This is a genomic window from Algibacter luteus (assembly GCF_030344935.1).
Taxonomy (GTDB): Bacteria; Bacteroidota; Bacteroidia; order Flavobacteriales; family Flavobacteriaceae; genus Arenitalea; species Arenitalea lutea.
Window position 1 is genome coordinate 3,207,536 of the sequence record NZ_CP128313.1, and the last position, 21,815, is coordinate 3,229,350.

16 protein-coding genes and 1 tRNA gene are annotated in these 21,815 nt (G+C 33.0%); 3 read left to right on the forward strand and 14 right to left on the reverse strand.

The annotated features are described in order from the left end of the window. Positions 1–15: 15 nt before the first annotated feature. The 4 genes from O5O44_RS13645 to O5O44_RS13660 form a co-directional block, all read right to left on the reverse strand. Positions 16–564: a thioredoxin family protein gene (locus O5O44_RS13645; protein ID WP_289194797.1), complete on the reverse strand. Its 549-nt coding sequence runs from the start codon at positions 562–564 to the stop codon at positions 16–18. A gap of 88 nt (positions 565–652) precedes the next feature. Beyond that, positions 653–2,437, reverse strand: coding sequence for a peptide MFS transporter (locus tag O5O44_RS13650; RefSeq protein WP_019387939.1), 1,785 nt, complete (start codon positions 2,435–2,437; stop codon positions 653–655). Positions 2,438–2,493: 56 nt separating this feature from the next. Then, positions 2,494–4,047, reverse strand: a complete 1,554-nt coding sequence (locus tag O5O44_RS13655) for a peptide MFS transporter (protein ID WP_289194798.1) — start codon at positions 4,045–4,047, stop codon at positions 2,494–2,496. A 21-nt stretch (positions 4,048–4,068) separates the two neighbouring features. Continuing rightward, positions 4,069–6,303, reverse strand: a complete 2,235-nt coding sequence (locus O5O44_RS13660) for a S9 family peptidase (protein WP_289194799.1) — start codon at positions 6,301–6,303, stop codon at positions 4,069–4,071. 240 nt (positions 6,304–6,543) lie between these two features. On the opposite strand from O5O44_RS13660, the gene O5O44_RS13665 reads away from it, so the two are divergent. Further along, positions 6,544–7,872 carry a hydroxymethylglutaryl-CoA reductase, degradative gene (locus O5O44_RS13665; RefSeq protein WP_289194800.1) on the forward strand — a complete coding sequence of 443 codons (1,329 nt, stop codon included), beginning with the start codon at positions 6,544–6,546 and terminating at the stop codon, positions 7,870–7,872. Next, positions 7,862–8,794 (forward strand): GYDIA family GHMP kinase, encoded by a 933-nt coding sequence (locus O5O44_RS13670; RefSeq protein WP_289194801.1) that lies wholly within the window; start codon positions 7,862–7,864, stop codon positions 8,792–8,794. The genes O5O44_RS13665 and O5O44_RS13670 overlap by 11 nt, the downstream gene beginning before the upstream one ends. 57 nt (positions 8,795–8,851) lie before the next feature. On the opposite strand, the gene O5O44_RS13675 is transcribed toward O5O44_RS13670, so the two are convergent. From O5O44_RS13675 to O5O44_RS13705, 7 genes are all read right to left on the reverse strand, one after another. Further along, positions 8,852–10,981, reverse strand: a complete 2,130-nt coding sequence (locus O5O44_RS13675; protein WP_289194802.1) for a peptidylprolyl isomerase — start codon at positions 10,979–10,981, stop codon at positions 8,852–8,854. A gap of 222 nt (positions 10,982–11,203) precedes the next feature. Further along, a complete protein-coding gene (locus tag O5O44_RS13680; protein WP_289194803.1) occupies positions 11,204–12,496 on the reverse strand; it encodes a hemolysin family protein in 1,293 nt (430 codons plus the stop codon). After that, positions 12,497–12,691: a hypothetical protein gene (locus O5O44_RS13685; protein ID WP_019387946.1), complete on the reverse strand. Its 195-nt coding sequence runs from the start codon at positions 12,689–12,691 to the stop codon at positions 12,497–12,499. It lies immediately after the preceding gene. 66 nt (positions 12,692–12,757) lie between these two features. Then, positions 12,758–13,312, reverse strand: coding sequence for an LPS export ABC transporter periplasmic protein LptC (lptC, locus tag O5O44_RS13690; RefSeq protein WP_289194804.1), 555 nt, complete (start codon positions 13,310–13,312; stop codon positions 12,758–12,760). Beyond that, positions 13,312–14,694, reverse strand: a complete 1,383-nt coding sequence (locus tag O5O44_RS13695) for a tetratricopeptide repeat protein (RefSeq protein WP_026010067.1) — start codon at positions 14,692–14,694, stop codon at positions 13,312–13,314. Before O5O44_RS13695 ends, lptC begins: the two co-directional genes overlap by 1 nt. 19 nt (positions 14,695–14,713) lie before the next feature. Further along, entirely contained in the window at positions 14,714–16,018 is a 1,305-nt protein-coding gene (bamG, locus tag O5O44_RS13700; RefSeq protein WP_289194805.1) for a BamG family beta-barrel-assembly machinery protein, read from the reverse strand. Further along, complete coding sequence (locus tag O5O44_RS13705; protein WP_289194806.1) at positions 16,018–16,746, reverse strand: type III pantothenate kinase; 729 nt, start codon at positions 16,744–16,746, stop codon at positions 16,018–16,020. Before O5O44_RS13705 ends, bamG begins: the two co-directional genes overlap by 1 nt. A gap of 180 nt (positions 16,747–16,926) precedes the next feature. On the opposite strand from O5O44_RS13705, the gene O5O44_RS13710 reads away from it, so the two are divergent. After that, positions 16,927–16,999, forward strand: a tRNA-Phe gene (locus tag O5O44_RS13710). An 86-nt stretch (positions 17,000–17,085) separates the two neighbouring features. Here the strand turns inward: O5O44_RS13710 and O5O44_RS13715 are convergent. From O5O44_RS13715 to O5O44_RS13725, 3 genes are read right to left on the reverse strand one after another with little or no spacing between them, the layout of a single operon-like run. Further along, positions 17,086–17,493 carry a heavy-metal-associated domain-containing protein gene (locus O5O44_RS13715; protein WP_289194807.1) on the reverse strand — a complete coding sequence of 136 codons (408 nt, stop codon included), beginning with the start codon at positions 17,491–17,493 and terminating at the stop codon, positions 17,086–17,088. Between the two features lie 21 nt (positions 17,494–17,514). Then, complete coding sequence (locus O5O44_RS13720; RefSeq protein WP_289194808.1) at positions 17,515–19,287, reverse strand: efflux RND transporter periplasmic adaptor subunit; 1,773 nt, start codon at positions 19,285–19,287, stop codon at positions 17,515–17,517. A gap of 4 nt (positions 19,288–19,291) precedes the next feature. Further along, the gene (locus O5O44_RS13725; protein WP_289194809.1) at positions 19,292–21,814 is read right to left on the reverse strand and encodes a heavy metal translocating P-type ATPase; all 2,523 of its coding nucleotides are present in this window, start codon (positions 21,812–21,814) and stop codon (positions 19,292–19,294) included. Position 21,815 lies beyond the last annotated feature (1 nt).

Genomic DNA, 21,815 nt, shown 5'->3' on the forward strand with positions numbered 1-21,815 from the left:
TTTTATTGTTTTAGGTTACCCTTTAAATTCGTTTTGAAATGCCTTATAATAAGCATTAAATTTTTCTTGGGTATCTAGAGTTTTATGATCATCTCGTTTAAACATTTTCAAATAAAGCTCTATTTGCTGCGGCGTTTTATAACCTTTTAAAGGGAAAATTAAATTTGAATTTTCATCTAAAAAAACAATGGTAGGGAATACTTGAATTTGAAAATAACGCGATAATTCGTGAGGCGAATTTCTTCTATTTGCTAAATCTGGATTGTAATTAGGATTTGAGAATTCTTGTCCATTAAAATTCACAACCTCGTTACCTTCTGCATTAAACTTTACAGCGTAATAATGTTTATTCACATAATCGGCAACATCTTGATTTTGAAACGTGTTTCTATCAAGCATTTTACAAGGTCCGCACCAATTGGTGTAAGCATCAATCATAATTTTTTTAGGATTCTTTTTCTGAAGTTTAACAGCTTCTTCTAAAGATACCCAATTTATCTTTTGAGCTATGGCGTTAAAACTTACGAAGGCCGTAGCTAGGAGTAAAAATATAATCTTCTTCATGACTAACTCTGTTGCAAAAGTTGTTCCGAACTTACAAAAAATGCTCCTAATTAGGAGCATTTTGATAGTTATTTAACTATTTATTCGATTAACGAACACCATGCATTAATTTTTTTAATATCGGATTTAATAACATGGAAATCACACCTACACCAGCGGGAACCAACGTAAATATTAAGAAAAATGTACTTAATGAGTATTGTTCAGTTATTTTGTCAATCATTCCGCCCATGGTGCCTGCCGCCTTCTGACCAATGGCAATGGCTAAATACCAAATACCAAACATAAATCCAATCATTCTACCTGGAACCAATTTACTGAGATAAGATAACCCTACAGGAGAAATACACAATTCACCCATGGTATGGAATAAATAGGCCAATATTAAGAAAATCATACTTACAGAAGCTGTTTTTGCTCCTTGTGGTATTCCTAGCGTTCCAAAAACTAATATCCCAAATCCTAAACCTAATAGAATTAATCCAATACCATATTTCATTGCTACACTGGGGTTATATTTACTTTCCCACCATTTTGAAAATAGAGGCGCTAATGTAATAATGAAGAATGAATTTAAGATACCGAACCAAGAAGCACCAACCTCTGTAGTTTCTTTACTAAACTCATTATTAATTTTATAATAAACAACATACCATAAAAAGACAAATGTTGCTCCAAGCACGATATTTGAATATGGTATTTTTGAGTATGTTTTTTTAAATAATAAATACAATACCCAAGTTATTATTGCCAACGGAACTATAGTCAGAACAGTATCAATAATTTTAAATATTAAAGCTGAATTTCCTGTTAATGCTCTGGCCGTATAATCTCTAGCAAAAAGCGTCATAGAACCTAATGACTGCTCAAAAGCTCCAAAAAAGAATACTGTGAAAATCCCAAAAATTGAAACTGCGATAATCTTGTCTCTTATTACAGCATTATACCTAGACATTCTTGAAATAATTAGATACAAGAACAAGACCAAAGCTATTAAAATTGTGGCGCTTGAACCATCTAAATTACCTAAGCTAAATGGTAATAAATTGATGTTTCCTATTTTTGATATCGGATCATTAAACAGATACAAGAGTCCTCCAATTGCAGATAAAACAATTAATAATTTATCAATAGATGTAAACGGATTTAGTTTTTCATCTTCTTGCTTCTCTATGCTCACAGAAGGTGATTCTTCATTTATATTTTGTGGTAATTCAACTTCATAAACTTTTGAAGGTCTTTCACCAATTTGTCCAAACAAATCTTTAGCTAACCAAAATTGTACTAATCCACCAAGCATGAATATCCCCGCTAACCCAAATCCATAACTCCAACCAATATTTTCAGCCAAATAACCGCAAAGCATCATGCCAAAAAACGCACCTGCGTTAACACCCATATAATAAATGGTATAAGCGCCATCCTTCTTTGATTCTTTGCCTTTGTACATTTCAGAAATCATAGACGTCATGTTTGGCTTAAAAAACCCAGTACCAATAACTAACAACGCCAAACCTAGATATAAGGACCACGTGGTTTCGAAAACCATCGCCGCGTGACCTAACATCATGATGAAACACCCTATAATTACAGCCCACTTATAACCCGTAATTTTATCCGCTAACCAACCTCCTACAATTGGTGTTAAGTATAATAACGAAGAATAGGTGCCAATTAAAGCTAAAGCATTTTCTCTTGACCATTCCCACCCCGGATTATCGCTTAAATACGGAGCCGTTAAAAATAGAACTAGCAGAATTTTCATTCCGTAAAATGAAAAACGCTCCCACATTTCAGTAAAAAATATTACAAAAAGACCCGCAGGATGACCAATGACCTTGTCTTTAAAAAGATTTTCAATATCCGTATTCATAAAAGATTAGTTAAATTTATAATGAATAAAACCCTACTAAAATAGGGTTTTAAATTTTAATTATCAGCTAATTCGAAACCTTCGGCTTCTTCATTTTTTAATATCCTTTCGCTTTCTTCAGCACCATGTGTTAATCGTTTTAAAGGTTTTAAAATCATAATAAACAATAAACCTATAATAACGGTGAAGATTACAATGCCTGAGAAAATAGTTAACTCGCCAAACTCTGAGGCCGATTCTCCTACAATTCCTGCCACTTTATTACCCAAACCTGTTGCAGCAAAGTACACCCCCATCATTAACGACGCATATTTAACTGGCGCCAATTTTGTAATAAATGATAATGCAACTGGAGAGATACATAACTCACCAATGGTATGAAATAAATAAGCTAACACCAACCAAATCATACTTGACGTTCCAGATTTATCAAACTCCATTGCAGCGAAAACCATAAATAGAAATCCGAATCCCATAATGATAATACCTAATGCCATTTTAAATAATGACGAAGCTTCTTTACCTTTTAACTTTCGCTTAGCCCAAACGCTTGCAACACCCGTGGCAAAAATAATGATAAACCCTGCATTTAAACTTTGAAACATTACCGTTGGAATTTCCCATCCAAACAACATTCTATTCGTATTGGTTTCTGTGTAAAGATTCATTAAACCTCCTGCTTGTTCAAAAGCACCCCAAAATATAATTACCATTATAAATGACAAAAGAAGTACTAAGAATCGATCTTTAAATATTTGTGTATCTAATTCTTTATAAATCATCATAAGTAATGATGCAATTGCGGTTAAAAACAAAAATAATAATCCGTAACTCCAACCCATGGTGTACCAACCAATTAATGATGCAACCAATAATATTCCAGCAAACATTAATTGTTTTGGTGAGCTAAATAATTTAGAGTATAAATCACCATAAGACACTTCATTTTCATCATTTGTACTTGGAATGAAATTCCCGACCTCAGTTAAATATTTTTGACCTGCAATATAGTTTAGCAATCCAATAACCATTACAACTCCTGCAAGTCCAAATCCTGCATGCCATCCCCATTCTGCAACTACCAATCCTACTGTAAGAGTAGCTAATAACGAGCCTAAATTAATTCCGATATAAAAAATACTAAATCCTTTATCTCGCCTAATATCTCCTTGCTTATACAACCCTCCTACCATGGTAGAAATATTAGGTTTTAACAATCCAACACCAAGTATAACAAGTCCTAATCCCGTGTAAAACGCCCAAATATCGGTAAGCACTAAAACACCATGTCCTAAACATAATATTATAGCACCGTAAAGCACTGCTCGTTTTTGCCCTATGATTTTATCAGCTATCATCCCTCCAGGAATAGACATTACATAAACCAACATGGTATACCAACCATAAAGCGCCAATGCTTCTTGATTGCTCCAACCTAAACCAGGTCCTCTATCATCACCCATAGTTTGAGTGGTCATGTAAAGCACCAAAAGTGCTCGCATTCCATAATATGAGAAACGTTCCCACATTTCTGTTAAGAATAGTATGTATAATCCTATTGGTTGTCCAAATAATTCCTTTTGATGTGGTTTTAAAGCTGACGCAGACATATGTTTATTTTTGGTTAGTTTTTATCCTTTAATTTTATTTTGATTCACTTTCGATTCTTCTTCTTTCTGTATTTTATCTCCAAGCGTTTCGTGTATAAAGTTTGTCATTTTTTTATACAAGTGTAGTCTTGTGTTTCCACCATAAATACCGTGGTTTTTATCTGGATAAATGGCCCAGTCAAACTGCTTATCGGCTTGAATTAAGGCCTCTGCTAAACGCATGGTGTTTTGTAAATGCACATTATCGTCACTAGAACCATGCACTAAAAGAAATTCGCCTTTTAATTTATCAACGTGGTTTATTGGTGAATTTTCATCATAACCACTAGCATTTTCTTGAGGAGTGGTCATGTAACGTTCTGTATAGATTGTGTCGTAAAATCTCCAGCTACTAACTGGTGCGACTGCAATTGCCATATTAAAAACATCGTTACCTTTAAATAAACAGTTACTACTCATAAAACCACCATAACTCCAACCCCAAATACCAATTCTTTCAGCGTCAATATAATCTAACTCGCCTAATTGTTTTGCTGCCGCAATTTGATCTTCAACTTCGTATTTACCTAATTCATTCTGTGTAACCTTTTTAAAATCGGCTCCTTTAAAACCAGTGCCTCTACCATCAATACAAGCAATAACATAGCCTTGTTGTGCTAAATGTTGATACCAATAATCGTTAGCACCGTTCCATCTATTTGCCACTTGCTGAGAACCAGGACCTGAGTATTGATACATTAATAAAGGATATGTTTTAGAAGCATCAAAATCTGCAGGTTTTATCATCCACATATTTAAATCGTTCCCATTAATATGAATGGTACTGAATTCTTTTTTAGATGTTTTATATTCAGAAAGTGTTTGAGCTAATTTATCGTTATCCTTAATGCTTTTGATTAAATTACCCGATACTGAACTATTCAAAGTATACTCAGGTGGTGTTGTAGCACTAGAGAAAGTATTAATAAAAAATGAAAAATCGGCACTAAAGGATGCGCTATTTGTACCATCACTTTTAGTTAGGCGCTTCTTATTTCTTCCGTTAAGGCTTATTGAATAAACATCTCTATTTATCGAGCCATTTTCAACAGATTGATAAAAGATTGTATTATTCTTTTCATCATAACCATAGTAATTGGTTACTTCCCAATTTCCTTTTGTTACCTGATTGATTAAGTTTCCATTTTTATCATAATGATAAATGTGATTGAAACCATCTTTTTCACTCGTCCAAATAAAACTATTGTCCTTTAAAAAAGTTAAGTTATCTGTAACGTCAACATAAGCTTTATCTGTTTCCGCTAACACTAATTTTGAATTGTTAGTTTTTGCATTAATCATCCATAAGTCCAATTCATTTTGGTGCCTATTCATGTATTGTGCACTTAAAACATCGGGGCTATTTGTCCATTTTATTCTAGGAATATAGAAATCCTCATAAGCTTTATCCAACTTAACTTCTTCGGTATTTTTAGAGGTTAAATCGAAAATATGTAATGAAACTAAAGCGTTAGCTTCACCCGCCTTTGGGTATTTAAAAACGTGTTGCGTTTGATAAAGTTCAGTACCATAAACATCCATAGAAAACTCAGGAACCTGAGTTTCATCAAAACGAATAAATGCAATCTTGTTACTATCGGCATTCCAATCGAAAGCGCGTACAAAACTAAATTCTTCCTCATAAACCCAGTCTGTGATACCGTTTATAACTTTATTTTTTTCACCGTCAGTAGTTATTTGAGTAATTGCTCCACTTTCTAGATTTTTGACATAAAGATTATTGTCTTTAGCAAAGGCCACTTTATTACCATCGGGCGAAAATGTAGGTTCTTGAATTTTATCTTCTGATATTAAATCTAAAGATGCATCCTTTACATTATAAATATAGTAATTTCCGAGTGCTGATCGTCGGTAAATAGCTTTTTCATTCGTGGCTAAAATTACTTTTTGTTCGTCATTACTAAACGTATAATCTGTAAAATATGGAATGTCTTCAAGATTTTCAGAACTTACCAAGGTCTTTACCTTTTTCAAAGTTTTGTAATCATAAATATCTATCGAGGTACTTCTACTATCTCTATCAAAATTTAAAACTGAATATTGCTGACCGTTTTGCATCGAATGCAATACATCCATACGTTCAGTTCTAAAAGTGCCATCTTTCCAAATGTCTTCTAAAGTAATTTCTTTTGTTTGTGCCGATAAAAATGTTGTAATGAAAATGCAAACGAAATAGGAGAATTTAATATGTTTCATGTAGTTATAATAATTATTTTTTTAATCTTAAGTTGCACTAATAAACTGACTTTTAACTTGAAAAAATTAATCAATTAGAAGTGTATCATCAAAAAAACTATTTATTTCATAAATTGATGTCAAGTTTACTAAAAATTATGCAAAAAACCCTAATTATTAACACTTAATAATACGGTTTTTAACTAGGTATTCAATATTCATACCAAGAGTAGTATCTTTGCACTGCAAATTTGTAAGACTATGAGTAAAACGATTGCTGGTTTTTCTAAATTATCAAAATCAAAAAAGATTGATTGGATAGTTGATACTTATTTTTCAGATGCTGAAGACGCTAAAGAGATTTTAAAACAATATTGGAATTCTAATATAAAGCTACAAAAATTACACGATGAGTTTATAGAAAATACGATTACAAACTATTATTTACCACTTGGTGTTGCTCCTAATTTTCTAATCAACAACAAACTTTATACTATTCCAATGGCTATAGAAGAAAGTTCAGTTGTTGCTGCTGCAAGTAAAGCAGCTAAATTTTGGTTAGAAAGAGGTGGATTTAAGACAAAAGTCATAGCAACCACTAAAATTGGTCAAGTACATTTTATTTATCAAGGTGATTTTGAAAAATTAAAACAGTTTTTCAATCAAGTAAAATCAAAATTAATTAATGATACTGAAGCCATCACTCGAAATATGAAAAAGCGTGGTGGTGGCATTATTGATATTGAACTGCGGGATAAATCATCAAGCATAAACAACTATTACCAGCTGCATGCATCATTCGAAACTTTAGATGCTATGGGCGCTAATTTTATAAATTCTTGCTTAGAGCAGTTTGCAAAAACTTTTAAACAGGAAGCTTTGCAGTTTGCCTTATTTTCTGAAGAAGAAAAACAGATAGACATTGTAATGAGTATCCTTTCTAATTACGTGCCTGATTGCTTAGTGCGTGCAGAAGTGAGTTGCCCTATTGAAGACTTAAGTGAAAAAGACTCCATTTCTGGTGAAGACTTTGCTAACAAATTTATACAAGCTGTAAATATTGCTGAAATAGAGCCATACAGAGCGGTAACCCATAACAAAGGAGTTATGAATGGTATTGACGCGGTTGTACTGGCTACAGGAAACGATTTCAGGGCTGTTGAAGCAGGTGTACATGCTTACGCTGCGAGAAACGGAAGTTACAGTAGCTTGACTCATGCTAAAATAGAAAACGGCATTTTTACTTTTTGGACCGAATTGCCTTTAGCTTTAGGAACCGTTGGTGGACTTACAGGGCTTCACCCTTTGGTGAAACTAGCTTTAGAATTATTACACAAACCATCTGCTAAGGAATTGATGCAAATTGTTGCCGTAGCGGGTTTAGCTCAAAATTTTGCGGCATTACGTTCATTAACAACAACTGGCATTCAACAGGGTCATATGAAAATGCACTTAATGAATATTCTAAATCAGTTTGAAGCCAATGACGACGAAAAGCTGGCTTTGACTGAACATTTTAAAACCAATCCTGTTACGCATAGTGCGGTAACTGAAGCTTTAACAAAATTAAGAGCGAATAGTGAAAAGTAAAACCTTTTACAGTCATGGCAAGCTCCTACTCTCTGGAGAATATGTCGTTCTTGATGGTGCATTAGCTTTGGCTATTCCAACAAAATTTGGACAATCATTAAGTATCAAACCCATTGAAGAAACTAAATTAGTATGGCAAAGTTTTGATGAAAATAATGAGGTCTGGTTTGAAAATGATTTTGAATTAAATCAATTCAAACCAAAAAATGAAGATGCGATTTCAAAACGATTGTCTCAAATTTTAAACGCTACCAAAAATTTAAATCCCGAATTTTTAAACACTCAACAAGGTTTTAATATTAAAACGAACTTAGAATTTCCAAAAAACTGGGGCTTAGGGACATCATCTACGCTTATAAATAATATAGCACAGTGGGCAAATATTGACCCATTCAAGCTTTTAGATAAAACATTTGGCGGGAGTGGATACGACATTGCTTGTGCGCAAAACAATAATGCTATAACTTATCAACTTCATCTTAATAAAAGCACTAATCAAGTTCAAATAGATAAAAGGATAATTACTGAGATTGACTTTAATCCAATCTTTAAGGAACAAATTTATTTCGTGCATTTAAATAAAAAACAAAACAGTCGCGATGGGATACAACACTATCATAAAAATAAAGTCAATACCAAAGAAGCCATTGAAATAATTAACAAAATGACTTTAGAAATGATACATTCTAAATCGTTAGAACATTTTCAAAACTTAATGTATGAACATGAAACCATCATTTCAAAATTAACTAACCAAATACCTTTAAAAGAAGCTATGTTTCATGATTTTGATGGCGCTATAAAAAGCCTAGGAGCTTGGGGTGGAGATTTTATAATGGTTGCATCAAAAATCAATCCTCAACAATATTTTAAAGAAAAAGGTTTTACTACCATATTACCATATAAGAATATGGTATTTTAGACGTATAAAAAAAGCCTCGATAATCGAGGCTTTTTTTATTTATCTATAATAATATAACTATTGTATTTGACTTGCTGCTCTATTGTCTTCAATTTCAGCAGCTTCTTTTAATGCATTATAAAGTTTTGTATTTACAGCACTAGCCTTTTGTTGTTCAACTCTATTAGCAGCAGCTTGATAATTATCTAATTCTACTGCTGGAGTAACTTTAGTAACTTGCACCATATATACACCATTTGCACCTTCAATTAGTCCAGAAGTTTCACCTTCCTTTAAACCGAATGCAGCACCAACTACTAACGGCTCTCTACCAGCTCCAGAAATGGTTGGGTTTTTCATATTGATACCACTCGCAGTTCTTACACTTGTTTTTTCAGCTGTGGCTAAAGCATCCAAAGTTGTAGCAGACACTCTATCTTTAATAAGTTTTGCCTTCTTTTCTTTTCTAACAATTGGCAATACTCTAGCTGTGGCATCTTCAACAGACATTAAACCTTTTTCGTGCTTTGCAACTAATTGTGCAATTACATAACCATTAGGAATATTAAATCGTTTAATATCACCAACTTCAACATCTTCCTCAAAAGCCCAACGTACAATTGGTCTTTGATTTCCAACTCCTGGTATATTTTCATCTAAAACTTTGATGCCATTTACTGGTCTTACTGTATATTTTTTCTCAATGGCAAGTGCTTCAAAATCGCCATCACCTGCTTTAATTTCAAAATTAGAAGCATCCCTGAAAACTTTATCGGTAGTTGCTTCTGAGGGTTCTATTTTTCTAGCAATAGTACCTACCTGAATAGCTTTGGTTTTGTTTTTTTGACCCTCTATTTCAATAATGTGGAAGCCAAATACCGTCTTTACTACGCCCAAATCACCTGTTTTACCTTCAAATTCAAAATCATTGAATTCAGGTACCATCGTGTTATATGGGTGCCAATCGTAACGACCTCCCTTTTCAACACTTCCTTTATCAGAAGAAAACGCCGTAACAAACTCTGGGAATTTTGAGCGATTTCTTTTTAGAATAGTTAACAAGCTATCAGCAGTTGCTTTTGCTTGCGCTTCAGTTTTTGTTTCCTCAGGATCAGCACTTTGCGCGCCTTTAAAAGGAATTAAAATGTGTCTTACTTTAGCTGAATCTGGAATTTGTTTTACGGCAATAACTTTTGTTACTTTAAAACTTCCGTCGTGCTTATAAGGTCCATAAACTTCACCTTCATTTAAATTATAAATAGCATCCGCAAATTCTGTCGGTAAACTCGATTTAAATACAAAACGCTCATCAAACTTAATATCTGAAGCGGCAATTGAATTAATATAAGCTTCATTATCTTTTACCTTTGAAAAAGCAACTATAGTATCTTTTCTACCTCTTTCGTCAACCAATCTTCCGTTGATATATGTTTCTAATTCTGATTTTATAACATTTTCATCTTCAACTGAAGCTACCTCTTTAAATTCTACAAATCGAATATCTCTTGATGCCTCAACTTCAAATTGTTTTTTATTCTTTTTGATGTATGTGGCAATCTCTGATTTTGACACTTCAACAATACTATCTGGAATCGAAGAAAAAGGAATTTGAACATATTTTATATCTACTTTATTTCCTTCAAGTTCATGCTCTAATTTTCCTTCTGCTAATGTTCCTGTTAATCCTGCCTTAACCATATTGAAATAGTTTTGATTTAAGGCATTTGATGCTAATTGATTTTCATAATTAATCCAACTCTCAAATCCTGCAGGTGATGTTTCTTTTAAATTAGCGATGTATTCATTCATTTTATTTTCATCGAATACACCTGCTTCATTTAAAAAATTAGGGTTTGTTGCTAAAGACGTTTTAAGTAAATCTCTCATTTGGTCTTTTTCAACAGAAATTTCCAACTCTTCGAATTGAGTTTCCATAACGGCTTGTCTCACTTCCTGTTCCCATACTCTATTCATCACTTGGGTAGTGGTTGCGTTCGGTCCCATTTGACGTTGTAACTGTTCTACTTTAAACATAAAGTCTTCACGAGAAATTTCTTTTCCGTTTATGGTTGCAACAATATTTTGAGACTTCGATGTTAGCGCATCACTGTTTTTGAATAAATCTGCTAATACGAAAGAGAATAACGCTAAAGCGATAATTAATATCAAAAAAAGTGAACGTTGTCTTATTTTATTTAAAACTGCCATTTGTAAATTAAATTTTTAATGCCCGATAGTAGGGATTTGCTTGTTAAGTTGGTATCAATTAATTTCTAACTGAAAAAAATATCGTGCGCGAAAATACCATTTTCTATTCAATAATAAAAGGGATATTTGTTTTATTGTAATCGTAAAAAACCAAAAAGTTGTTAATGATAGTTTGGAAGTTCAACTCTGAAATTTATTTAATGTTTCGGATATTAAAACCACTTATTTATCTTCTATGAGTAGTTTAATTTCAACCAAATCAATTTTTGTATTTGACACTTCTAAAATTGTAAATTGAAAGTTATCTATAATTACAACATCATTCTGTGCAGGAATTTCTTCAGTATGATTCACTACAAGCCCCCCAAGTGTCTCATAATTTTCACTTTCAGGCAAATTTATCTTATAAGTTTCATTTATGTAATCCACTTCTAAACGCGCCGAAAATTTATAATTATTAGCTTCTAATGTTTCTTCTATCAAATCAACCGAATCGTGTTCATCTTCAATTTCTCCAAATAACTCCTCAACAATATCTTCAACGGTCATTATCCCAGAAGTACCACCGTATTCATCTAGAACTACTGCAATACTTCTGCGCTTTTTAGTGAGTACACTCAACACATCCTTAATTAACACAGTTTCTGGCACAAACTCTACTGGTGTTAACATAGACTTTATGGTTTTACGTTTTTTAAACAACTCAAAAGAGTGAACGTATCCTACAATATCATCAACAGTATCTTTATAAACCAATATTTTAGTTCTTCCTGTTTCTGTAAATAAGGTATTTAGCGATTTTACAGAGTCTGAAATTTCTACAGCAATAATTTCAGTTCTTGGAATCATTACTTCTCGAGCTTTTACTTCTGAAAATTCAAGTGCATTTTGAAAAATTTGAATTTCGCTATCTACATCATCTTTTTCTTCAACCGACTCCATTTGTTCGCTTATGTAATTACCTAACTCCACTTTTGTAAAAGCTAATTGAATCTGATCTCCATCCGTTTTAAAAAGCACTTTCAACACAAAATCTGAAATCCAAATCACAAATTCTGATACTAATGAAAATCCGATATAAAAAATATAGGCAGGTATTGCCAATGCTTTAATTAAAGTATTCGCATAAATCTGAAAAAAAACTTTCGGCAAAAACTCGGCGGTAATTAAAATAATAAATGTTGAAATGATAGTTTGTGTTAACAAACTCAAATCGGTTAACATATAATCAAGTAAGCCATAACTTGTTGGCAGTAAAGACTGAAACCAACCCACTAACAAATCGCCCATAAAAAACCCATAAATAACTAGTGCAATATTGTTTCCAATAAGCATTGTAGTTATAAATTTAGAGGGTTTCGCAGTTAGTTTTGTTAGAGCTTTAGCAAGAATACCATCCTGTTTTTTCTCAATTTCAATATGAATTTTATTTGAAGACACGTAAGCGATCTCCATCCCTGAAAAAAATGCAGAAAGGATTAGTGATAAAATTATAATGATAACATAAATGCTCATTTATTTAGAATTGTCTCTTTTCTCAAATTTATCACTAAAGCGTCTTCTAAAGAAGTACATAAAAATAGCCAATGCAGCTAATCCCAAAGAAATGTAAGCACCATTAGTACCGTTACCCCATTTAGTTATGCCATCATAAATAAATAATACCGCAAAAACCAGGTAAGCGTACTGAAAAATCTTAGAATATTTCATCATTTAAAATTTAAAGCGTAAAGATACTTAAAATTGAGAAAGGTAAATTCGATTAATTTGATAAAACTAATCTTCCAAAGTAATAATTCCAGTTACTTCTAATACTTCGGCATTTGTAAAATCGGCATTGGAATCAAAACCATTGCCATTTATGAGATCTTGATCGGTTTTGAAACTTACGGGTTTATTCGTGTACAACCATTCTTTTTTTTGATCATAAAACAATTGATCCGTTTTTAGTACTCTATTATCATGCGTAGTAATCACCACATTATCCTGCATATCAATTAAATCTGTATTCGCGTATACAAAGGCATTTTCTGCCACTACGGTACTTTTTTTATTTTGCTTATCATATACATAAAGTGTTACACCATCTGTAAACTGATGAAATGGAAAATCTCTGTTGGAATAGTCTAACATTTTTGAACTAATGAGGTTTGCAGAAACCCTACCAGAATCCGTATACTTCACATTAATATTATAATCTACACCTATAGGTTCGTTTTCAGAAATACCTATTTTCTGTACTTGTTTAAAACTATCATTACATGAAAAAAACATAGTCACAATAAATATTGTGACTATGTTTAATATATAATATGTTACTCTTTTTTTCATTAAATATTTGGCACTGTAACAGAAGCTCCAATCCAACAATTAATTTTAATAGTTTGTCCAGCTCTTCCCGAACTAAAGATTTCAGCTTTTTGAGGTGCTTTAGCCATATAGTTAGCAATTGATTGTCCAGCTGCTTTACTTAATGTTGGGTCAACACGAGCCGCTTTTCTAGCCTCGTCTGCCGCTAACCAATACACTGCTCTTTTATCAAAATTAGTATCGCCACAGTTATTAGCACTTGAAGCGTACATAGATGCTATAGCTATATAAGGTCTTCCATTTGATGGATTTAACTTTAAAGCTTGTCTGTAATAGTTTCTTGCCTTTCCAAAGCTTCCTCTAGCTTTAAGTTTCGTAGCAATTTTATAATATAGTTTAGATTTCTTGAAATCATCTGTTTCTAAACCAATGGCTTGCTCAAAAAATGATATGGCACCATTTGTATCTCCATCTTTATCTTTTAAAAGACCTAAGTAATAAGCTGAATTAGCCGAAGGACTTAAATTATGATAAGCGTTTACTAATTCAAAGAATAATGGATCATCTGTACATTCTTTTTCAGACATTTTTCCAGCTGCTCTTTGTAACCAAACTGCATTGCCTTTATTTGCCTCAAAATCTTTCTTATATAATGGAATTAAGTTTTGGCAATTTGCTCTATCACCTAGCTTTCCATCTATACTTCCAGAAATTTGATCGTAAGCCTTTAAATAGCTTTCATAATACTTTTTGTATTTACCTTCCTTACTAGTTAAAGCTGTACCAGCTTCTTCTTTTTCAATAAGCTTATTTAACTTTCCAGAAAAACTCTTTACTTCATCTTCAACCTTTTCAACAACATCATCATATTTATTAAATAAATCTGCAGCAGGCTTTTTACCGGCATCATACAAATCAACCATTAAAGAAAAATAGGTGTATAAGCTTTTAGGGTTTGAAAATGTTTCTTTATCTAACTTATAAGCAGCATCAAAACAATCGTATAATTCTTGATCTGATTTCCCTAACTCTTTTCTATTGTCATACATTAATTGACAAGATTGTGCAGCGTATTCACCTTTTGGTGTTTTGTTTGCAAAATGTTCTGCTCTTTGTTCCCATAATTTAATAAGGTCATTAATAAAAGCCACTTTTTCCGCACCAGTTGCATTATCAATCTTATGTTCTAGAATTTTTTCACCATCAACATATATTGCGTTATTAAACTTAGGACACTTATTTCTTACCGCCATCCAAGGCTCATAAGCAGCATCGAAGTTTTTCGCTTTAGTATATTCATGGAATATCGAAAGCTTCGTCATACATTCTTCATCTTGTTGCGCAAAACCTAAGTTCAACCCAAAAAATAAAAAAGCTAGTAATAATGTAATTTTTGTTTTCATGATTTTAATTTTGTCCTGTTTAGTCATACTTCCTTTTATTAAACCATCTATCGTTCAAAGATAAACTTAATTGGAAATTAATAAAATTCTCTTGTATTAAATTACTGTTTTTTGTACCTCGTTGTCCAATTTCGAAGCCTAAATTTGCGTTTGACAGTAATCTTGCATCTCCAACTGGTATACCTATACCAAAAGATATGCCAAACTCTTTAATGGATTCGTTATTAATGTTTAACCCAGTTTCTTCAGTTCTAAATCCTGCACGATATACAACCCGTTTCCAATAACTTGAAAAAGAACTATACTGCGGGATATAAAATCCTCCAATAGACAACGAGTAGGCATCCTCATAGGCTGTGTTGTTGCTCGATAATTCAGACGAAAAATCACCAGACTTTAAAAAGGTGGTTTCTGCTCCAACGAACCACTTTCTAGGTTCACCTATACCTGCACCAAATGACAGCCTCGAAGGTAAGATTAAATCTGTCTCATCTAAATTCGAAGCAGCCAAATCTGCTTCTATAGTATTTCTTTCAAACACTTGACCTGAACTATTTATTGTTACCGTAGATAACGATCTTTCGTTCTTCGATGTTAAATTACTTTCAGGTCTATAAGCCAAACTAGAAACTAATTCTAATTTCTGGTTTAACATGGTTTTATAAGATACTCCAAAATTTAAATTTAACCCACTTAAATCCGATCTATTTTTTTCAAGAGACTGATATTGTGTAGGTAAGCCATCAGAATATTGGTAAGCAATGATACTATTTTGAACATTTCCAAAATTATATTGTATATCTACTCCAACTGATAATCCTTTAGCCAAAAGATAGCCGAAACCTAAAAAAGCTTTATTTAAACCCCCTTCTCCTTCAAATTTATATGCAGGATCTTCACTAGCATTTAACGATTCTAGTTTATAACCAACAGCTGTATATGGCAATAAACCAAAGCCAAAACCAAACTTTCCAACTGGAATATTTAGTGCTAAATAGTCAAAGGTTGAAGACGAGGCCTTATCACTGCCTTTATCGCTTTCTAAATTCGTATTAGAATAACTCCCTCCAACAGCAAACTTTACGGGCCTGCTTTCGCCTCCCCACATTTCTAAGTTTTCACCTGCGTAAGATGCTGGATTTCTCAAATTCACATGAATACTATCGGTATAAATACTCAAACCTCCCATACTTCTATTTTCAACAGTCCCTTTAAATTTTAAACTTCCAATACCATAAAAAGAATAAGGTGATGTTGTTCCTTGTTGTGCGTAACTATTAATAGCGGTTACTGCAATAAAAACTAGTACAAGTTTTTTAATCATTAGTTTGAGTTATATTGTAAAATAAAGTTCAATCCTTCTAAAAGAAAATTAGGATTGGCAAATATGCTACTTTTTAATTGTTTAGACAAGAATTTACCATCGCCACCTGTTAAAATTACTGTTAAATCTAAATAATTCATTTTATAAGATTCAATAACCCCATCAATTTCATTCAAAACGCCATGAATAACTCCAGAATGTATAGACTCCTCAGTAGACTCTCCAACAATATTTTTAGGCATTTCCGTTTCTAATAACGGTAAATTCGCAGTTAAATTATTTAACGATTTATAGCGTACTCTTATTCCAGGAGAAATAGCTCCACCCAAATATTCATTCTTATTATTTATAAAATCGTATGTAATACAGGTGCCAGCATCAATAATTAAAACATTATTATTTGAGTAGTTTATCATTGAAGCGCAAACCAATGCAATTCTATCAACACCTAGCGTTTTTGGCGTTTTATATAAGTTTTTAAATGGAACCTTTATATTAGCATCTAAAATAATTATATCAAAATATTTTGAAATAGCACTTAAATCCCTTTTTTCAAGTTTTCCTACCGATGAAATTATCGCGTGCTCAATTAGCTTAAACTCCTTTTTAATAGCCTTAAGTTCTTTTAAAATCCTATTCAGTTCTACGGTTGTCTTATATTTTATATCTATGCCTTTAAAAACAGCAAGTTTTACATAAGAATTCCCAACATCAATTATTAAATTCATATCTCTAAAAAACTTAAATTTACAAAATGACACACAATAACCAGTCCAAGTTTATCTATATTATTAATTAGAAATAAGTTATCTGTTCATATTAAAATTTTCCAGCAAAATATTTAATTTTTTACAATTTTCTCTTGGCGAATAACAAAATTGAATATATATTTGCAACCGCTTTGGCGAGGTACCTTAGCTCAGTTGGTAGAGCAAAGGACTGAAAATCCTTGTGTCCCTGGTTCGATTCCTGGAGGTACCACGAAAAAATCCCGAAACTTCAATGTTTACGGGGTTTTTTGTTTTTACAGGGACAACATAAGGGACAGTATACACAATTTTACTTCTTTATTTTTGATTCATCGTCATTTCGTGATCGTATTGACAACAACCTGGTAAATCTTTATAGGCTTCTTCACTTCCTGCAACTTTTTCGGTGTCGTAACCTGAAGCTGCTATTGCTTTATGAATTGCCATTGCATCTGTTTTGGTATCATCAAAAGAAACATCAATCTTCTTTTTATCGACATCCCAATTGGCACTTGCAACACCTTCAACACTATTGGCAGCTTTTTCAATGGTACTTTTACACATTCCACAATTACCTCTAACACCAAAAGATATATCTGCCATAGCCATATCTTCAGATACTTCTGTTTTTGTTTCTGTTGTTTCTTTTTCTTGCTTGGCTTCGTTTTTACAACTTGTTAAACCTATAGCCATTATTACAGTTACACTTAAAATTACTCTTTTCATTGTTTTAAAATTTAATTGTTATTATTCTATTACTTGTTTTACTTCTCCACAGGTTAGCATTGCTTCACCAAAATATGGATTGATTACTTTTTCTTCTTTGCTCAACCAGTATGCACCATTGTTATTATCTGCCATTGGACAAAATTCTACATACACTTTTTCATTGACACCAAATAATTGAACCGTATTGATTAGATGTGATGATAAATGCTTGAAATGGTCTCTTTGAGCCTTTATATCAGAGGTTTTAGAAATAGATGTCGCAGAAGATTGTATTTCTTTTACTAATGACATCCAATGTGTATGAGCATTATTGTTTGATAATAATTTCATATCCACTTTACTCAAATTGTTTAATAAACTTGTTGCATTAACTGAAGTATTTTTTGAATCTTCTTTAACTAAAGCATCTTTTAAATTGATATAGTCAATGTAAACAACTTTTAGTTGTTCTTGAAATTTCTCTGATACTGTCAATCTTTCGTTCATATTAGTATGACCACTTTCTTTTTTTGATGCATTATTATCCATTCCTAAATGTCCTTCGTGACCAGTCATTACTTTGCCACCATCTTTATTCATCATTGATTTTTTACCTTTTAATTGAGCTGCTGCATCAACCGTAAAAGTTCCGTTAGTTACGATTTCATTTCCAACAAATAATCCTTCTAAAACTTCATATTCATTACCAATTTGATTACCTAAAACAACTTCACGCATTTCAAAAACGGTTTGGTCTGGATTGGTTTTTAAATAGACAACAGAACGTTCACCTGTCCAAAGTACAGCAGATGCTGGGATTGTTAATACCTCATCATTACTTCTTGAAACTCGTTCAATATTGGCGGTTACAAACATTCCTGGTTTAAATACATCGTTTTTATTATTAAGCACCACACGTAAGGTTACCGTTCTTGTTTTGGTATTCAATATTGGTTCAATGAAATCTACTTTCCCTTTAAATTCCTTATTAGCATAAGCGTTTGTAGTCACTAAAACTTCTTGTCCCTTTTTAAAAAAATCGATTTGATTTTCATAGACATCAAAGTTTGCCCAAACCGTATTGAGATTTGCAATTTTAAGTAATGGTTGACCTTGTTTAATGTAATCGCCTTGTTCTACTAATTTTTCGGTAACTGTTCCTGAAACGGTTGCATAAACTGGAAAGTTTTCTTTTACTTTTCCAGTTTCTTCTATTTGATTGATTTGATTTTCAGATAGCTTCCACAACTTCAATTTATTGCGAACCGCCTTGTACAATGTAGGTTGCGATTCCTTTAAAGATGATGCTGTAATTAACTCTTGTTGTGCTGCATACAATTCTGGCGAATAAATGGTTGCTAATAATTGACCTTTACGGACATCTTCTCCTGTAAAACTGACATTCAAACGTTCTATTCTACCCGAAAAATAACTTACTTGTACTGCATTAGCTTCTTCATTTTCAGCAATTTTACCAGATAATTTAATTGTGTTGCCATCAACATTTCCATTACCGATTATGGTTGTTTGGATATTGGCTAAAGCCATAGCATTTTTGGTTAATTTGAATTGGTCTGCTAATAGACCATCACTTCCACTTTCGGCAGGAATTAAATCCATACCACAAATAGGACAATCGCCTGGTTCTGGTTGCATAATTTGTGGATGCATTGAACACGTCCAGATTTGATTGGTTTCTGAAACTTCATTGTGATTATGTTCTGCTTCTTTTTTTGATGAATCACCAAAAATCAACCATCCTAACAACAACCCAACTAACAATATTCCGAAGTAAATTATATATTTTTTCATAGTGTTATATTTTAATATTTCTTAATCGTAATGCGTTTACTATTACTGAAACAGAGCTAAAACTCATTGCTAACGCTGCTATCATTGGTGAGAGTAATATTCCGAAAAAAGGAAATAAAACACCTGCTGCAATAGGTACTCCTAATGTGTTGTAAATAAGTGCGAAAAATAGATTCTGCTTTATATTCTTCATTACGGAATGGCTTAAATTTTTAGCCTTTACTATTCCGTGTAAATCACCTTTTACCAAGGTAATCATTGCACTTTCTATCGCTACATCTGTTCCTGTACCCATCGCAATACCTACATCACTTTTTGCCAATGCTGGTGCATCATTAATACCATCACCTGCCATTGCAACCACTTTTCCTTTTTCTTGCAGTTTCTCTACTTCTTTGAGTTTATCTTCTGGTAACATACTGGCTTTAAAATCTGCAAGATTAAGCTCTGATGCTACTGCTTGTGCTGTGTCGTGATTATCGCCTGTTAGCATTATAACGTCAATACCTTTATCTTGAAGTACTTTAATCGCTTTGACACTTGTTTCTTTTATTTTATCGCCTATAACTACATACCCAACAACGGTTTCATCTATTGATAAATAAGAAACTGTTTTGCCTTGCTTTTGATACGTTTTAGCTTCGTCTTTCATTTTAGAAGTAATATCTGCCTTGGCATATTCCATCATTTTAGGATTTCCTAATGCTACTTTTTTATTGTTTATTATGGCCTCAACGCCTTTTCCTGTAACAGCACTAAAGTTTTCAGATTTTATTATTTCAGCATTATGCTCTTTTCCATATTTAACTGTTGCTTCGGCTAATGGATGTTCGCTGTTGCTGTTTAATGATACAATGTATTGAAGCACTTCGCTTTCACTATAACTTTCACTGAAAGAGCCTACTTTTTCTACAGTAGGTTTACCTTCTGTAATCGTTCCCGTTTTATCAATAATTAAAGCGTCTACCTTGTCCATTTTTTCAAGAGCTTCGGCATTTTTAATCAATACACCGTTTTGAGCACCTTTACCAACACCAACCATTACAGACATAGGTGTTGCCAAACCTAAAGCACACGGACACGCAATGATTAGTACTGCAATTGCATTCACAAACGCATACACATAAACTGGTTGTGGACCCCAAATAGCCCAAACAATAAATGTGATTATCGATATGATAACTACAACTGGTACGAAATAACCCGATACTTTATCTGCTAAATTCTGAATTGGTGCACGGCTTCTACTAGCATCATTAACCATATGAATGATTTGTGAAAGCAATGTATCGCTGCCAATTTTTTCAGCTTTCATTAAGAAAGATTGATTACCATTAATTGTTCCACTAGTTACTTTATCACCTATAGTTTTATTTACAGGAATGGGTTCTCCTGTAATCATAGATTCGTCAATGGTTGTATCACCTTCGGCTATCACTCCATCTACAGGAATTTTATCGCCCGGTTTTACTTTTAGAATATCATTTAATTCTATCTTATCTATACTGACTTCAATTGCTGAACCATCTACCATTTTAATGGCTTTATTAGGTGCTAACTTTAGTAACTCTTTGACTGCCGAATTGGTTTTACTATGCGCACGCGCTTCTAACAACTGTCCTAAAAGCACCAAGGTTAGAATAACCGTTGCAGCCTCAAAATAGACGTGTACTGCACCTGATTCTGTTTTAAACTGTGCGGGAAATACATCTGGAAAAAACATGCCAAAAACACTAAATAACCAAGCTACACCTGCACCTATTCCAATGAGTGTAAACATATTGAGATTCCACGTTTTTATACTTCTATAAGCACGTTCAAAGAACATCCAAGTCGCATAAAATACAACTGGAATAGATAATGCAAACTGAATCCAATTCCAATATTTCTGTTCCATTATATTGTACAATGGATTGTTATTGAGCATTTCGCTCATAGCCATTAAGAATATTGGTAATGTGAATGCAGTTGCTATCCAAAACTTCTTCAATAATTTTTTATAGGTCTTTTCTTCAGCAGAAAGGTCTGGTTGTATTGGTACTAAATCCATACCGCAAATAGGACACGAACCTGCTTCATCCTTTACTACTTCTGGGTGCATTGAACACGTCCATTGTTCTGTTGTAGCTGATGATAGATTTTGTTCTTCAACCAAATCCATTCCGCAAACAGGACAATCGCCAGGTTTATCGTAGGTTTTATCACCTTCGCAATGCATTGGGCAATAAAATGTGCCATCCCCCAAACCCCCAAAGGGGGCTTTTTCGCGACGTTTATTTTTCTTCCCCTTCGGGGAAGTTAGATGGAGCTGTTCACCTTGTTTATGAATACTGTATCTCCCACCATCATTTTTTAAGGCTTCTTGAAATGTTTCTATAGGAATATGCGATTCCATTTCGATTGTAGCTTCTGCCTTTTCTAAATTGACTGTTGCTTTTGAAACACCTTCTACTTTTGAAAGTGTTTCTTCTACGTGACTGCGACAACCGTTGCAAGTCATTCCGTGTATGTGATATGTGTGTTTCATT

Excerpts from the sequence above, each read along its gene's own strand:
- O5O44_RS13645 (WP_289194797.1), bottom strand. The coding sequence starts at position 564 with ATGAAGAAGATTATATTTTTACTCCTAGCTACGGCCTTCGTAAGTTTT.
- O5O44_RS13650 (WP_019387939.1), bottom strand. The coding sequence starts at position 2,437 with ATGAATACGGATATTGAAAATCTTTTTAAAGACAAGGTCATTGGTCAT.
- O5O44_RS13655 (WP_289194798.1), bottom strand. The coding sequence starts at position 4,047 with ATGTCTGCGTCAGCTTTAAAACCACATCAAAAGGAATTATTTGGACAA.
- O5O44_RS13660 (WP_289194799.1), bottom strand. The coding sequence starts at position 6,303 with ATGAAACATATTAAATTCTCCTATTTCGTTTGCATTTTCATTACAACA.
- O5O44_RS13665 (WP_289194800.1), top strand. The coding sequence starts at position 6,544 with ATGAGTAAAACGATTGCTGGTTTTTCTAAATTATCAAAATCAAAAAAG.
- O5O44_RS13675 (WP_289194802.1), bottom strand. The coding sequence starts at position 10,981 with ATGGCAGTTTTAAATAAAATAAGACAACGTTCACTTTTTTTGATATTA.
- O5O44_RS13680 (WP_289194803.1), bottom strand. The coding sequence starts at position 12,496 with ATGAGCATTTATGTTATCATTATAATTTTATCACTAATCCTTTCTGCA.
- O5O44_RS13685 (WP_019387946.1), bottom strand. The coding sequence starts at position 12,691 with ATGAAATATTCTAAGATTTTTCAGTACGCTTACCTGGTTTTTGCGGTA.
- lptC (WP_289194804.1), bottom strand. The coding sequence starts at position 13,312 with ATGAAAAAAAGAGTAACATATTATATATTAAACATAGTCACAATATTT.
- O5O44_RS13695 (WP_026010067.1), bottom strand. The coding sequence starts at position 14,694 with ATGAAAACAAAAATTACATTATTACTAGCTTTTTTATTTTTTGGGTTG.
- bamG (WP_289194805.1), bottom strand. The coding sequence starts at position 16,018 with ATGATTAAAAAACTTGTACTAGTTTTTATTGCAGTAACCGCTATTAAT.
- O5O44_RS13705 (WP_289194806.1), bottom strand. The coding sequence starts at position 16,746 with ATGAATTTAATAATTGATGTTGGGAATTCTTATGTAAAACTTGCTGTT.
- O5O44_RS13715 (WP_289194807.1), bottom strand. The coding sequence starts at position 17,493 with ATGAAAAGAGTAATTTTAAGTGTAACTGTAATAATGGCTATAGGTTTA.
- O5O44_RS13720 (WP_289194808.1), bottom strand. The coding sequence starts at position 19,287 with ATGAAAAAATATATAATTTACTTCGGAATATTGTTAGTTGGGTTGTTG.
- O5O44_RS13725 (WP_289194809.1), bottom strand. The coding sequence starts at position 21,814 with ATGAAACACACATATCACATACACGGAATGACTTGCAACGGTTGTCGC.